The organism is Zafaria cholistanensis (assembly GCF_008580665.1).
GTDB classification, from domain to species: Bacteria; Actinomycetota; Actinomycetes; order Actinomycetales; family Micrococcaceae; genus Zafaria; species Zafaria cholistanensis.
Genome location: NZ_BKDJ01000001.1, coordinates 437,737 through 451,250, shown reverse-complemented (window position 1 = coordinate 451,250; position 13,514 = coordinate 437,737). Strand labels below are relative to the sequence as shown.

Annotated in this window: 14 protein-coding genes; 3 read left to right on the top strand and 11 right to left on the bottom strand. The window is 71.0% G+C overall.

What is annotated here, in order from left to right; genetic code table 11:
• Positions 1 to 23: 23 nt before the first annotated feature.
• The gene (locus NCCP_RS02095; protein WP_149955410.1) at positions 24 to 1,427 is read right to left on the bottom strand and encodes a stealth family protein; all 1,404 of its coding nucleotides are present in this window, start codon (positions 1,425 to 1,427) and stop codon (positions 24 to 26) included.
• 235 nt (positions 1,428 to 1,662) lie between these two features.
• Between NCCP_RS02095 and NCCP_RS02090 the strand changes: the two genes are divergently transcribed.
• Positions 1,663 to 2,859 carry a CDP-glycerol--glycerophosphate glycerophosphotransferase gene (locus NCCP_RS02090; protein ID WP_149955409.1) on the top strand — a complete coding sequence of 399 codons (1,197 nt, stop codon included), beginning with the start codon at positions 1,663 to 1,665 and terminating at the stop codon, positions 2,857 to 2,859.
• Between the two features lie 13 nt (positions 2,860 to 2,872).
• Here NCCP_RS02090 and NCCP_RS02085 read toward each other — a convergent pair whose 3' ends face one another.
• The 9 genes from NCCP_RS02085 to coaD all read right to left on the bottom strand — a co-directional run bounded on the left by NCCP_RS02085 (position 2,873) and on the right by coaD (position 10,725).
• Positions 2,873 to 3,334, bottom strand: a complete 462-nt coding sequence (locus NCCP_RS02085; RefSeq protein WP_149955408.1) for an adenylyltransferase/cytidyltransferase family protein — start codon at positions 3,332 to 3,334, stop codon at positions 2,873 to 2,875.
• A 133-nt stretch (positions 3,335 to 3,467) separates the two neighbouring features.
• On the bottom strand, positions 3,468 to 4,361 hold the full coding sequence (locus NCCP_RS02080; RefSeq protein ID WP_149955407.1) for a glycosyltransferase family 2 protein: 894 nt from the start codon (positions 4,359 to 4,361) through the stop codon (positions 3,468 to 3,470).
• The gene (locus NCCP_RS02075; RefSeq protein WP_414727688.1) at positions 4,358 to 5,224 is read right to left on the bottom strand and encodes a CDP-alcohol phosphatidyltransferase family protein; all 867 of its coding nucleotides are present in this window, start codon (positions 5,222 to 5,224) and stop codon (positions 4,358 to 4,360) included. Before NCCP_RS02075 ends, NCCP_RS02080 begins: the two co-directional genes overlap by 4 nt.
• A complete protein-coding gene (locus NCCP_RS02070) occupies positions 5,221 to 6,276 on the bottom strand; it encodes a glycosyltransferase family 2 protein (protein WP_225873622.1) in 1,056 nt (351 codons plus the stop codon). The genes NCCP_RS02075 and NCCP_RS02070 overlap by 4 nt, the downstream gene beginning before the upstream one ends.
• Positions 6,273 to 7,181, bottom strand: coding sequence for an ABC transporter ATP-binding protein (locus tag NCCP_RS02065; RefSeq protein WP_225873621.1), 909 nt, complete (start codon positions 7,179 to 7,181; stop codon positions 6,273 to 6,275). Before NCCP_RS02065 ends, NCCP_RS02070 begins: the two co-directional genes overlap by 4 nt.
• Positions 7,165 to 8,013: an ABC transporter permease gene (locus tag NCCP_RS02060; RefSeq protein WP_149955406.1), complete on the bottom strand. Its 849-nt coding sequence runs from the start codon at positions 8,011 to 8,013 to the stop codon at positions 7,165 to 7,167. The genes NCCP_RS02065 and NCCP_RS02060 overlap by 17 nt, the downstream gene beginning before the upstream one ends.
• A 92-nt stretch (positions 8,014 to 8,105) precedes the next feature.
• A complete protein-coding gene (locus NCCP_RS02055) occupies positions 8,106 to 9,152 on the bottom strand; it encodes an LCP family protein (protein ID WP_225873620.1) in 1,047 nt (348 codons plus the stop codon).
• Between the two features lie 153 nt (positions 9,153 to 9,305).
• A complete protein-coding gene (galU, locus tag NCCP_RS02050; protein ID WP_149955405.1) occupies positions 9,306 to 10,202 on the bottom strand; it encodes a UTP--glucose-1-phosphate uridylyltransferase GalU in 897 nt (298 codons plus the stop codon).
• A 49-nt stretch (positions 10,203 to 10,251) separates the two neighbouring features.
• Positions 10,252 to 10,725 carry a pantetheine-phosphate adenylyltransferase gene (gene coaD, locus NCCP_RS02045; protein ID WP_149955404.1) on the bottom strand — a complete coding sequence of 158 codons (474 nt, stop codon included), beginning with the start codon at positions 10,723 to 10,725 and terminating at the stop codon, positions 10,252 to 10,254.
• A 96-nt stretch (positions 10,726 to 10,821) separates the two neighbouring features.
• Here coaD and NCCP_RS02040 point away from each other — a divergent pair, with 96 nt between their 5' ends.
• Both NCCP_RS02040 and NCCP_RS02035 read left to right on the top strand, forming a co-directional pair.
• Positions 10,822 to 12,081 (top strand): aminotransferase class I/II-fold pyridoxal phosphate-dependent enzyme, encoded by a 1,260-nt coding sequence (locus NCCP_RS02040; protein WP_149955403.1) that lies wholly within the window; start codon positions 10,822 to 10,824, stop codon positions 12,079 to 12,081.
• Positions 12,078 to 12,857, top strand: a complete 780-nt coding sequence (locus NCCP_RS02035) for a spermidine synthase (RefSeq protein WP_149955402.1) — start codon at positions 12,078 to 12,080, stop codon at positions 12,855 to 12,857. Before NCCP_RS02040 ends, NCCP_RS02035 begins: the two co-directional genes overlap by 4 nt.
• Before the next feature lie 25 nt (positions 12,858 to 12,882).
• Here the strand turns inward: NCCP_RS02035 and rsmD are convergent, their stop codons facing one another.
• Entirely contained in the window at positions 12,883 to 13,509 is a 627-nt protein-coding gene (rsmD, locus tag NCCP_RS02030; RefSeq protein ID WP_149955401.1) for a 16S rRNA (guanine(966)-N(2))-methyltransferase RsmD, read from the bottom strand.
• Between the last annotated feature and the right edge of the window lie 5 nt (positions 13,510 to 13,514).

Genomic DNA, 13,514 nt, shown 5'->3' with positions numbered 1-13,514 from the left:
CCCGGGGCGCCCCGGTCCCGCCGTCAGTTTAGGGCGGCGGCCGGCCGCGCGGCGGCCGTGCCGCGCGGAACCTCCGGCCTCTCGAACGCGGAAGGGAACGGGAAGTACTCCTGCAGGAAGTGCTGCATCATCTTCAGCGTCTCCTGTTCGCGGCGCCCTCCGGCGGCCACCTCGTTGAGGCAGAACATCTGGGGCCGCTCGGTCCACATCAGGCGCAGCAGGCGCAGCCGGGCGGTGGCGTCGGAGAGGTCGATGTAGTTGTAGCCGACCTCCCCGGGCACTGCCCGCCCCAGGGCCGAGCCGTAGTAGTGGGCCAGCGAGGAGGGGATGGACAGGTCGGTGTCGCTGCGGAACCGGGCTGCAGCCGTCCGCTGGACCTCCTCGCGCTCGTTCGCCTCGATGGCCTCGAGCGTGGACCGGAGCTGGGGGTGGGCCGCGTGGAGGAACTTGAAGATCGACGACCTGCCGAAACGGCGCTGGAGCACCGCGCGGTTGTTGCGTGCCGCCACGTTCACGGGAAGGTCCCCCGGCTTCTCCTCCCCGATCCGCTGCTTGGACAGGAAGTACCGGCTGGCGCCGTCCGCCGTGTAGAAGAGGCCGGGATCGACCGGCCGGCCGAAGAAGACGTCGTCGTTGAGGTAGATGAAACGCTCGGAGAGTCCCTCGATGCGGTGCAGTTGGGACTCGATGGCGTGGGAATTGAACGTGGGCAGGTTGCCCGGATCCGCGAAGATGTCCCGGTGCGGGACCACGCTGACCCGCCCGTTCCCCGTGTCCAGCCAGGCCGGAACCTGGTCCGCGGTCACGATGTAGATGTGGTTGATCCAGGGCGCGAAGTACTCGAGGGAACGCAGCGAGTAGCGGAGCTCGTCCCGGGAGGCGTAGCGGGCCTCATCGTCGGAGGTGGCCAGGGGCGTTCCGGTGGCCTCGGCCCGGGCCGCGGCACGCTCGGCCCTCCATTCCGGGTCCGACCCGTCCACCCAGGTGTAGACGACGTCGATGGGCTCCGGGGCCGGGATGGGCCCCGGAGCCTCCGCTCCGGCCCACTCCAGCACCAGGACCCCGAGCGCGTCCGCCAGTTCCCGCCGGTGCCGCGCGAACCCGGCGTCGGCGACCCGCCACCCGCGGGCCGCCCCTTCGGGCAGGTCCGTGGGGGTGGCGGCCTGGACCATCAGTCCCTTGATCGCCAGGGCGTGCCTGAGCCGGCGCAGGTCCGGGGCCGGCAGGGGGGATTCCGCCAGGAGCGTGCCGGCGTCGAGGGCACGGAAATGCGCGGCCACCCCGGCCGTGGTGGCGGCCCACAGGAATTCCTCGCGGTGGCGGGAACGGATCCGCTCCGGCGTCCAGTCGGACGGAAGCCCCGTACGCACGGCGGCACCGCCAAAAGTGTTGTTGGCCAGCATCCGCAGGATGTGCGGGGGAAGCAATGAACCCACCTTGCCTCGCCAAGCCGCCACTCGTTTCCCCTTTAAAGCTCCGTTGTGTTTCGGGTTTCCTTACCCAAAACTTCCGCCAAATTTCCTGCCAATCCTACCAACGGTCCCGGGCCCCGCGGTCGCCGGGGCCCGGGACACGGGTCCCACACGGCCGTCACACCGCCCCGGCACCGCCCCGGCACGGCTGCCGGCATGGGGCTGCCGGTCCTTGCAATAGGATCTTCCCGTGCACGAACTCCAAGTGATCCGCCGCGGGCTGCGCGTGGTGGCCGGAAAGGCCGGCTCCGTGGCCGCCGCCCGGCCGGCCCGGCGGATGCTGGCCTCCAGGCCGCAGCAGCCGCCGGCGGACTCGCCCTTTACCGTGTACTTCGGCGACGGCCCGGCGGGCCTGTACCAGCTGCAGCAGTGGCTGGGCCCCTGGGAGCGGTTGGCCGCCGAGGTCGCACCGCTCACCCTGCTGCTCACCGATCCCCGGACGGCACGGGACATCGCCGCCCGGACCACCCTGCCGGTGGCGCTGGTCCCCGGCTCGGCGTCCTTCGAGCACTTCCTGGCCGGCCACGGGGTGCGCGTGGTGTTCTACGTGAACAACAACCAGGCCAATTTCACCGCCCTGCGCGTGAACGGCCCCGCCCACGTGCACCTGAGCCACGGCGAGAGCGAGAAGTCGTCGATGGTTTCCAACCAGCTGAAGGCCTACGACTTCGCGTTCGTTGCGGGGCAGGCCTCGCATGAGCGCATCATGGCCGCTGTGCCCCGGTTCGAGGAGCGCCACCTGGTCCACATCGGCCGGCCCCAGCTCGGCTTCCCCGGGACCCCCGGCTTCCCTCCGGCCCCGGGGATCACGACCGTGCTCTACGCCCCCACGTGGGAGGGCGACTCCCCCGCCATGGCCTACAGCTCCCTGAAGACGCACGGAGCGCGCCTCGAAGACCTGCTCGCCGATCCCGGCGTGCGGGTGGTGCTGCGCCCGCACCCCAAGACGGGATCGGTGGACCCCTCCTTCCACCGGACGCTTGCCGGCCTGCGCTCGTCGCTGCGGCGGGCCAACGCCGGGCGGGGGGCGGCAGCCGCCCACGCCTACGACACCGGAACTGAGCCACTGGCCTCGCTGGCGGCGGCCGACGTCGTGCTGGCCGACATCTCGGCCATGGCCATGGACGCGGTGGGCCTGGGCAGGCCCACCGCACTGTGCGTGAACGGGGACCGCCCCGGGCAGGCCCCGGACGCGCTCACGCTTGAGGGCGCCCTTCCCGCGTGGTACCGGCACGAGCCGGAGGACCTGCGCTCCGCGGTCGCCGCGCTGGCGGCCGCGCCCGTCCCCGCCGCCCAGGAATCGTTCCGCCGCCACGTCTTCGGGGACGACGGCGGGGACCCCTGCGGCCGGTTCCTGGCGGCGGCCCGGGACCTGATCGCCGGCTGATTTCGGCCGGGAACTAGCTGAGTTCCTTCACGATCTGGCTGATGCTGTCCAAAGTGCGCTTGAGCTGCTCGACGTGGCGCTCGTCGAAGGCGCTGAGGACGCGTTTCATCTCGGTCGTGGAGATGCCCTCGGTGCGGGGCAGGTACACCACCTCGACGCTGTCGCCCAGGTCGTCGAACTTGCCGCGCCAGTCGTCGCCGATGCCGAAGATGTCGACGCCGTACCGCTGGATGTCGAGGCGCTTCTGCTCCCAGTTCTCCTCGGGAATGGCCTGGTCGACGTACTTGATGGACCGGACGATCTCGATGCGCTGGTCGAAAGGCACTACGGGTTTCTTGCCCTTGACCGCGTTGAATTCATCGGTGGAGACCCCCACAATCAGCCGGTCCCCCAGGGCGCGCAGCCGCTTGAGGACGTTCAGGTGCCCGATGTGGAACAGGTCAAAGGTGCCGTAGGTTAACACGGTCTTGGCCACATGGACTCCCGTTGTCGGCGAAGCGTTAAGATTCGGCCCCACTTTATCCCATAGCCCCCCCTCCCCCGGCTGCGGTCCGCCCAACGAGGCAGGGGCTGGGCCCAGCGGTCCCGGCGCAGGCAGGGCCGGGAGCTCAGATGACGGGCGGGCGGCCCGCGAGGGCCATGCGCAGGTGGGTGCGCCACTTCAGCTTGGGCCGCGGGTGCGCGTACCAGGGGCTGGTCCGCCAGCCCGAGCGCCAGCCTGCGGCGTACTGGCGCAGCCCGCGCCGGTCCTTGCGCAGGCGGATCCCCTCGACCAGTGCCCAGCTGCACACGTAGGCCCAGCTGAAAGGCCAGTGCAAATTGCGCCGGGCCAGCCAGACCCGGTTGCGGGCGTTGAGCCGGAAGAACTCCTCGTGCCGGCGCGGGTCCACCACCGGGTGGCCCACGCGCATGTCCCCGGCGTACCAGACGCGGTGTCCGGTGTCCCACACGCGCCAGGCCAGTTCGATGCCCTCGTGGGCGTACCAGAAGCCGCCCGCCCATCCGCCGGTTTGGGCGAAGATGTGCCGCGGCATGACCAGGCACGTCTCCCCCACGTGGAAGACGTTGCTGGGGACGGCGGCGGTGCGCTTGTTCAGCCGCGGGATCCAGCGCCGCGGGGAGTCCGCGCGCTCGGGGTCCTCGATGCGCGGCTGCAGCAGGCCCATGTCCGGGTGGCGCTCGAAGCGGCGCGCGGCCTCCAGCAGGAAGCCCTCATCCAGCAGCCAGGAGTCGTCGTCCAGGAAGAACAGGTACTGCCCGTGCACGTGCGGGACCCCGGCGTTGCGCCCGGCGGGGATGCCCAGGTTCTCCGGCAGGTACACGGCCTTGAAGCCCTCCGGCAACCCGGTGGGCTTCCAGCCGTTCCCGACCACCGCAACGTCCAGGTCCACGCCGCGCTGGGCCAGGAGCGAGTCGAACGCCCGCTGCAGCTCGGCCGGCCGGTTGCCCATGGTGAGGATGACGACGCCGAAGCTGGGCCGGGCCGCCGTTCCGGCGCTCATGCGACCAGCCGGGTGGAGGCCATGTTGGACAGGAAATGTCCCAGGTTCACGAACACGCATGCCGGCAGCAGGATCCACAGCATCCACTGTTCTCCCAGGCCCGGGGTCCCCAGCAGCGCCGAGGCGATCGAGGCGGCCAGGATCAGCAGGCTCAGCTCGACGGCGTGCAGCAGCCGGTGGAACGGCAGGAAGCGGGCCAGCCGGCGCAGCCTGCCCACCAGGGTAGTGGCGGGAACGGCGCGTGCGGCGGCGGTATCCGGCAGCTTGCCCAGTCCGGCCATGCCGCGGGCCGCGTGCACCATCAGGGACTGGGATCGGTTGAGCACCAGCAGGACCGCCACGGCGGCGCCCGTGAACAGGATCGCCCAGGAGTCCGTGCCGAAGGGCGCGCCCCCGGCCAGCTCCAGCGCCACCCGGCAGCCGAGCGCGATCGGGAGCAGCGCCTCGGTGGTGTGATGGCCGACCATGTCGATGAAGATGCCCTTGGGGCTCTGCGATTCGCGCCAGCGCGCCACCTCGCCGTCGCTGCAGTCGAAGTACAGCTGCAGCTGGGAGAGCGCCACGGCCAGCAGCGGCCCCCAGATGCCGGGGACCAGCAGGGCCGCGGACATCGCCCAGCCGGAGAGGATCATCAGCCCGGTCACGCCGTTGGCGGTGATGCGGGTGCGCAGCAGCACCGCGGTCAGGTAGATGGAGATGTGGCGCAGGTACAGTTCGGCCGTCCAGTGCTCGGCATTGCGGCGCGCGCGCACCTCCGGGGGCTGGCAGACGGCCCGCAGCTGCTCCAGCGTGGGGCGGGCGGGGCGCGGCCTGCCGTCGCGGCCCATGCGCACCCCGGCTGCTCCGGTACCCGTGCCGGTCATGCCCGCACCCGGCCCTTGTCCAGTGTGGATCCGGCGCCGGCGGTGCGCCCGCGCACGAACCCGACGGCCCACGGGAAGTGGATAGTGGGCAGTACCGCGAGCATCAGCAGGCGCTCGCGCGGACTCAGCGTGGACTTGGCCGTGGCCGCGGCGGCGGCAACGCCGCCGAGGTAGGCCGCCGGCGCCAGGCGCAGCAGGGCCAGGGCCGCCGCCGCGCCCCTGGAGGGGGCAGCCGGGCGCACGAACCAGGACAGGACGCCGGCGGCGACCCCGGCGACCATTGCCGGGGGCAGGTCGTGGCGGCGCGACTTGCCCTCGCGGTGGCGGCGGGCGATCTCGCCGCGCCAGACGCCGGAGGCGTAGGACTGGCGGCCCAGGTCACGCAGGCGCTCGCGCGGGTAGTAGACGGTGCTCAGCTCCGGATCGAACCAGACGGTGCGGCCGGCGTTGCGGATGCGCAGGCACAGCTCCCAGTCCTGGGCGCGCCAGAGCGATTCGTCGTAATAGCCGACCTCCTCGAAGACCTCGCGGCGGAAGATGCCCAGGTAGGCGGACTCGGCCGGGCCCTCGGGGGCGCCGGAGTGGTAGGCGGCCCCGCCCAGCCCCGCCGGGGAATGGTAGGCCGCAGCAACGGCGCGCTGCAGCGGGGTCCGGCCCCGCGCGTCCATCAGCCCGCCCACGTCGGAGGCACCGGTGCGGAACAGCGTCTCGACGCCGCGCCGGGTGTAGCCGGGGGCCAGCGTGGAGTGCGCGTCCACCCGGATGACCACCGGGTAGCGGGAGGCCTTGATGGCCAGGTTCAGGGCGATCGGGGTGCGCCCGCGCGGGTTGTGCACGAAGCGCACGCGCGGGTCCTCGGCATGGAGCTGCTCGACGATGGCGTTGGTGCTGTCCGTGCTGGGCCCGAGCGCCAGCACGATCTCCTTGTCGCCGCCGTAGTCCTGGGCCAGGATGCTTGCCACGGCCTCGCGGATGTAGCCGGCCTCGTTGAGCACGGGCATGATGTAGGAAACGCCGGGCTGCTGCGCTTCCGCGGTGGTCTGCGGGGTCACTTCTTCGATTCCTTGTAGGCGCGTACGACGGTGGCGGGGTCCCCGTCCATTTCCAGCACGCCCTTGTTGATCCAGATCACCCGGTTGCAGGTGTCCAGGATGGACTTCATCGAGTGGGAGACCAGGAACACGGTGCCGGCGTTCTCGCGGATCTCGCGGATCCTCGCCTCGCTGCGCTGGCGGAAGCGTGCGTCTCCCACCGCCAGGGCTTCGTCGACGATGAGGATCTCGTGCTGCTTGGACGCCGCGATGGCGAACTTCAGCCGCGCGGACATGCCGGAGGAATACGTCTTCATCGGCAGGTCGATGAAGTCCTCCAGTTCGGCGAAGCTCACGATCTCCTCGCGCAGCGCCTCGACTTCCTTGCGGGTGTAGCCGAGGGCCAGGCCGCCGAGGGTGATGTTCTTGTCCCCGGACAGGTCCGGGATCAGCGCCGCCCCGACACCCAGCAGGTTGGGCCGGGAGGAGGCGTAGACCGCCCCGGAGGCCGGCGGGGTCAGGCCCACGATGGTGCGCATCAGGGTCGACTTGCCCGAGCCGTTGGACCCGATGATCCCGATGGACTCGTTCTCGTAGGCGGTGAAGGAGACGCCCCTCACCGCGTGCACCTCCCGCAGGCCGCGGGTCCGGGTGAAGAGCTTGCGGTTCGCCGCGGCTCCGGCGGCCTTGCCGCTGGAGTAGACCTTGTACTTCACGTGCAGGTCATCGACCACGACGACGGGGCGGCGGGCGGAGGGCCCGGACTGGGCCGGGGCGGAACCGGCCGGGGCCGAATCGGCCGGGCGGTCCGGGGCGTCCCCGCCCGCACCCGGCGCCTGGCCGGACATGTGCCGCGGGGCGGGGCCGTCCCCGCCGCGGCCGGGCTCGCGGCGGAGCATGTCGTCGAAATTAGTTACCTCGGCCATAGCGCTCCTCAGCTACCCAGAAGAAAACAACGCCGGCCACGAAAAGCACGACGGACCAGATCGAGAAGAAGAGCCAGTAGGCGGCCGGGAAGGAATGCCCCTCCATAATGCAGCCGCGGGCGATGCTGAGCACCTGGTAGAGCGGATGGAAGTCGTAGACGGCCACCAGCGCAGGGTAGGCGGTGAAGATCTTCTCCACACTGAACAGCACGCCGGAGGTGTAGAAGAGGACCCGGGTGACCAGCGGCAGGATCTGCGTGATGTCGCGCAGGTGCACCGTGAGGCGGGCGCAGATCAGCGCCACCCCGGTGTTGAAGAGGGTGAAGAGCGCCACCAGCGGCAGCACCAGCAGCCAGGACCACTGCGGCGCCGTGCCCAGCACCAGGCAGTAGACGAACATGACCCCGAGCATCGGCGCCAGCTGCAGCAGGTTCTGCACCACGGTGGAGACGGGCAGCGAAATGCGCGGGAAGGACAGCGACTGCACCAGCGCCGCGTTGCCCGTGATCGACTTGGCGCCCTGGGTCATCGAGGTGGAGAAGAACTCGAAGAGGAACACGCCGATGACCACGAAGACCGGGAAGTCCTCCGGCTTGTTGGCGCCCTGCAGGATCCCGAAGATGGCCCCGTACATGAGCGCGTTCAGGGTGGGCTTGATCACCACCCACAGCATGCCCAGCCGGTTGCTGTTGTTGCTGGCCTGGATGCGGCTCTTGGCCAGCTCGAACACGAAGTCCCGCCGCGCCCACGCCTGCTTCAGGTAGGAAGGCAACGCCGGCCTGGCTCCCACCCGTTTCAGGTGGTTGCGGGCGGCGAAGTCGGCTGCAGTCATGCCTTGGAAAACCTCATCATTCGCGTGCGGGGGCCGGCTGCCGGCGGCAGGAGCCCTTCAATTCTAGGCGATCCGCAGCCGCGGACGCCCGCCTACCGGCTGGAGGACGCGGTCAACTCCTCCTGCGCCTCCAACCAGTCGTCCATCGTGTCCGCCCGGAGCGCGGCCCCGATCCCGGCGATGGCGGCCTCGTCCCTGAGCACGATCGACTGCCCGTCGCTGGAGGTGCCCACGCCGCTGGTGGGCAGCGTGAACAGTTCGACGTCGGAGGTGCGCAGGCCCTTCAGCTGCAGCCCCAGCCCGGCGGCCGTGGCGGCGTCGAACGACTCGTCGAAGGACAGGTAGGGGGAGACCTTGTCGATGACCTGGTAGACGGTGGCCGGGTTGGACAGCGTCTCGGCGGTGAGGATCTTGGCCATGAGGGCCTTCATGAACTTCTGCTGGTTGCGCACCCGCTGGTAGTCGCCGTCGATGAAGGACTTGCGCTCGCGCACGAAGCGCAGGGCGCGGTCCCCTTCGAGGGTGAGCTTGCCCACGGGGTAGAAGTAGTCGGTGTCGTGGGCCGTGAAGGGGAAGTCGTTCTTCACCCGGACGCCGCCCAGGGCGGTGGTCAGGTCGCGGAAGCCCTCGAAGTCGATCATTGCCACATGGTCGATCTTGGTGCCGAACAGCGCCTCCAGGGTCTGCACCACCAGAGGGGGGCCGCCCAAAGTCATGGCGGAGTTGATCTTGTGCTCGCCGTATCCGGGGACGTCGGTCCAGGTGTCGCGCATGATGGACATCACGTAGAGCCCGGAGCGGTCCTCGGGGATGTGGAGCAGCATCATGGTGTCCGCCCGCTGCGTGGTGGCACCGGCCGCCTGCCCCTGCGGGGATTCCTCGGCGGGCTTGGCGGAGTCGGCGCCGAGCAGCAGGATGTTCAGGGACCCGTCGGCGGGGTCCTTCACCGGGCGTGTCTGCTCTGCGGGGAAGGCCTGTGCGATCTGCTGCGTCTTGCCGTTGAACAGGTTGGCCAGGGTGGTCAGGTACGTGCCGGCGACCAGGCCGGCTACCAGCACGATCCCCAGCGCGCTGAACAGGACGATGCGCAGGGGACGGCGCCGCCTCCGCGCCATGCGGCGCGGGACATATGTGCCCACCGGGCTCCTACCACGTGTCAACCAAGTACTCCAGTTTCTAGGGCCCCCGCGGGCGGCATTGGTCAGGACCCGGACCTGTCGGTTCCGGGTCCCGCTTACGCCAGCGTAGGGGCAATGTCTGAGCGGGCCCTGTGACGGGGCCCGGCCGCGCGGCTAGAGGCCGGCGACGAAATCCTTCAGCCAGGGCACCAGCTTGGGCCCCAGGTCCTCGCGCTCGGAGGCCAGCTGCACCACGGCCTGGATGTAGCTGAGCTTGTCGCCGGTGTCGTAGCGGCGGCCGCGGAACACGACCGCGTACACGCCGCCGCCTTCCCCGTCGGAGGCCGCCAGCTCCTGGAGGGCGTCGGTGAGCTGGATTTCGCCACCCCGTCCGGGAGTCGTGTGCTCCAGGACGTCGAAGACGGCCGGGTGCAGCACATAGCGCCCGATCACCGCGTAGTTGGAGGGAGCCTCCCCGGGGGCCGGCTTCTCCACGAGGCCCCTGACCCTGACGTAGTTCTGGCCCTCGACCGTCTCCACGTCGGCGCAGCCGTAGGCGCCGATCTGCTCCGGGTCCACCTCCATGAGGGCAATCACGGACCCGCCGGTTTGCTGCTGGACCGCGATCATCGGGCCGAGCAGGTCGTCCCGTTCGTCGATGAGGTCATCGCCCAGCAGGACCGCGAACGGTTCGCGGCCCACGTGGTGGCGCGCGCACAGCACGGCGTGCCCCAGGCCCAGCGGGTCGCCCTGGCGGATGTAATGGATGTCTCCGAGCGCGGTGGCCTCCTGGATGCGGCGCAGCTTCTCCTCGTCGCCCTTGCCCTGGAGGGTCGCCTCCAGGCTGGGCACGCGGTCAAAGTGGTCCTCCAGGGCGCGCTTGGAACGCCCCGTGACCATCAGCACGTCGTTCAGGCCGGCCCGCGCAGCCTCCGCCACAACGTATTGGATGGCGGGCTGGTCGACGACGGGCAGCATTTCCTTCGGCATGGCCTTGGTGGCCGGAAGGAAACGGGTCCCCAGGCCCGCCGCTGGGATGACCGCCTTGGTGACGGGGTTCGGATGGCTCATGGGGCCAACTTTACTCGACCCGGTGTCCGGCCCGGCGGGAAGCCCGGACCTACCGGGCCGTGCCGAGGCGGCGCAGGGCCGCCTTAGGCAGGAAGTCGGACACGTCGCCGCCGAGCGACTGGACCTCCTTGACCAGGGTGGAGGACAGGTGCGTGTACCGCGAGTCCGCCGTCAGGAAAACTGTTTCCACCCCGGTCAGGTGCCGGTTCATCGCCGCCATCGGGACCTCGTACTGGTAGTCGAGGCTGGAGCGCAGCCCCTTGACGATCGCCTCCGCCCCCACCTCGCGGCAGAACCCGGCCAGCAGCCCCTCGCCCATGGCCTGGACACGGATCCCGGCGAGTCCCGACACGGACTCCCGGACCATGTCCAGGCGGTCCGCCTCGCTGAACATGTATTTCTTGGCGTAGTTGGTGGACACCGCCACCACCACCTCGTCGAAGAGGTTGGTGGCACGGGCGATGATCTCCAGGTGGCCCTTGTGGATGGGGTCAAAGGACCCGGGGCAGACGGCTCGGCGCATACCCAGCAATCTACCAAGGTGCCGCCCCGGCACAGCGGATGGGCGCCCCGGCACGCCGGATCCGTTGCTGCCGGTGCGACTAGGGATAATGGGCCCATGTCCCACAGCTCCCCAATGCCCGCATCCCCCCGGAGCGGAGCCGCCCCCGGCGGGCCCTGGCTCCGGGCCGCCGCCGGCGCCAACCTGCTCGGTCCCGACGGCTCGCCGGCCGCCACCATCTTCGAGGAAATCACCGCCCTGGCCGCCCGCACCGGAGCGATCAACCTCGGACAGGGCTTCCCCGACGAGGACGGTCCGGCCATGATGGCCGCGCTCGCCCGCGAGGGGATCGCCGCGGGCCGCAACCAGTACGCGCCCGGCAGCGGCCTGTCTGAACTGCGCCGCGCCGTCGCGGAGCACCAGCGCCGGTTCTATGCGCTCGCCCCCGACCCGGACACCGGCGTCGTCGTCACCACGGGAGCCACCGAGGCCATTGCCGCCGCGGTGCTGGCTTTCGTCGAACCCGGCGACGAGGTGCTCACCTTCGAGCCGTTCTACGACTCCTATGGGGCCATGGTGGCGCTGGCCGGAGGGATTCACCGCACCGTGCCGCTGCGCGCCCCGGACTTCCAGCCGGACCTGGCCGAGCTGCGGGCCGCCGTGACCGACCGCACCCGGCTGATCCTGCTGAACAATCCGCACAATCCCACCGGTGCGGTGTTCGGCCGCGAGGTGCTGGAGGAGATTGTCCGGCTGGCGCACCGGCACGATTGCACGGTCGTCTCCGACGAGGTGTACGAGCACCTCACGTTCGGGGTCCGCCACCTGCCGGTCGCCACACTCGATGGCGCGTGGGAGCGCACCCTGACCATCTCCTCGGCCGGGAAGACGTTCTCCTATACCGGCTGGAAGGTCGGCTGGGCGTCGGGCCCCGCACCGCTGGTCACCGCGCTGCGCACCGTCAAGCAGTTCCTCAGCTACAGCTCCGGCCCGGCGTTCCAGCCGGCGGTTGCCGCCGCCCTGGCGCTGCCGGACGGGTTCTACGCGGGCTTCGCGGCGGCACTGGAGGCCAAGCGGGACCTGCTCTGTGCCGGGCTGGAGGCCGCCGGCCTGGAGGTGTTCCGCCCCTCCGGCACGTATTTCGCCGTCGCCGACACCTCCCCCCTGGGCTTCGCCGACGCCGCGGCGCTGGCCCGCGCCATGCCTGCCGCCGTCGGTGTGGCCGGCATCCCCGTCTCCGTCTTCTGCCACCCCGAAGGGGCCGGGCGCACGCGGTCGCTGCTGCGCTTCGCGTTCTGCAAGCGCGAGGACGTCCTGCGCGAGGCGTCCGCCCGGCTGGCGGCCCTGCCGGAACTGCGCCCCGGAGGGAACCCGTGAGCCCGGCGCGCCGGCGCTGGCTCTCGGGGATCGGCGAGCACGCGGTACTGGAACCGGACGCCTGGGTTCCCGGGGCCTGGGTGCTCTCCATCGGCGGGCGGGAGCAGTCCCACGTGAACCTTGCCGCGCCGCAGGAGATCTTCTACGAGTACCTGCGCCGGATGGCCAACCACCTGGATCTGCTGGGCGCCCCGGGAGCCCCGCTGCGGGTGCTGCATTTGGGGGCCGGCGCCCTGACGCTGGCCCGCTACGTGGCGGCCACCCGCCCGGGGAGCCCCCAGGTGGCCGTCGACCTGGAACGGGAGCTGATGGCGTTCGTGCTGGAGGCGCTGCCGCTGCCCGCGGGGGCGGAGGTGCGCCTGGTGGTGGACGACGCCCGCGCCGTGGTGGAGTCGGGGCTTCCCGGCGAGCGCTTCGACGCGGTGGTGCTGGATGTGTTCTCCGGCGCCGATGCCCCGGCGCGGCTGACCGGCCCGGACTTCTATGCGGCGGTGGCCGCACGGCTCGCCCCCGGGGGCGTGGCGCTGATCAACGTGGGCGATGACCCCCCGCTGCGTTTCGCCAGGTCCCAACTGGCCGCCATGGAGGAGGTGTTCGGATTCGTGACCCTGGCAGCGCCGGCGGAGATGCTCAGCTGCCGCTACCCCGGCAACCTGATCCTCATGGGAGCCGCGGAGCGCTGGGATGCCGCACGGCTGGAGGCCCTGCGGGCGGCCGGCCCGCACCCGGGAGCGGTGCTGTCCGGCCCCGACCTGGACCCCTTCCGCCGGACCTAGCAGCCCGCGACCCGGGACTTGGGACTCAGGACCCGGCGGTCCCAGGCTGGTCCTGGGGCTGGTCCTGGGACTGGTCTTCGGGGGTGTCCGGTTCGGCGAACCAGAGGGTGGTCTCCCCGTACTTGCGCTCCGCGAAGCGGCGCAGGCCCGCGGGCCAGCGTGGTTCGGGCGAGCGCCTGGAGCGCTCCACCACCACCACCGCCTCCGGCTCCAGCAGCGGGGCCAGGCGGCCCAGAGTGGCGGCCAGGCCGTCCTCGCTCAGCGGGTAGGGCGGGTCCAGGAAGGCGATGTCCCAGCCGCGGCCGGCCTCGGCCTCCGCCTCAAGGAACCCGTCGACCCCGCCCCGGCGCACCGAGACGGCCGTCCGCCCCAGGGCGCGGTTCACGGTCCCTGCGTTGGCCTGGCACACGGCGACCGCCTTGGGTGCCTGTTCCACCAGCACCACGGCGCGGGCTCCGCGGCTGGCGGCCTCCACTCCCAGCGCGCCGGAACCGGCGAACAGGTCCAGCACGCGGGCTCCGGAAAGCACGCCGTAGCTTTCCAGCCGGGAGAACAGCGCCTCCTTGACCCGGTCGGTGGTGGGCCGGGTGGCGTCCCCGGGCACTGAGGCCAGGGCCAGTCCCCCGGCCGCCCCCGCGATGATGCGTCCCATATGTT

Excerpts from the sequence above, each read along its gene's own strand:
- NCCP_RS02040 (WP_149955403.1), top strand. The coding sequence starts at position 10,822 with ATGTCCCACAGCTCCCCAATGCCCGCATCCCCCCGGAGCGGAGCCGCC.
- NCCP_RS02075 (WP_414727688.1), bottom strand. The coding sequence starts at position 5,224 with ATGACCGGCACGGGTACCGGAGCAGCCGGGGTGCGCATGGGCCGCGAC.
- NCCP_RS02060 (WP_149955406.1), bottom strand. The coding sequence starts at position 8,013 with ATGACTGCAGCCGACTTCGCCGCCCGCAACCACCTGAAACGGGTGGGA.
- NCCP_RS02065 (WP_225873621.1), bottom strand. The coding sequence starts at position 7,181 with ATGGCCGAGGTAACTAATTTCGACGACATGCTCCGCCGCGAGCCCGGC.
- galU (WP_149955405.1), bottom strand. The coding sequence starts at position 10,202 with ATGAGCCATCCGAACCCCGTCACCAAGGCGGTCATCCCAGCGGCGGGC.
- NCCP_RS02080 (WP_149955407.1), bottom strand. The coding sequence starts at position 4,361 with ATGAGCGCCGGAACGGCGGCCCGGCCCAGCTTCGGCGTCGTCATCCTC.
- rsmD (WP_149955401.1), bottom strand. The coding sequence starts at position 13,509 with ATGGGACGCATCATCGCGGGGGCGGCCGGGGGACTGGCCCTGGCCTCA.
- coaD (WP_149955404.1), bottom strand. The coding sequence starts at position 10,725 with ATGCGCCGAGCCGTCTGCCCCGGGTCCTTTGACCCCATCCACAAGGGC.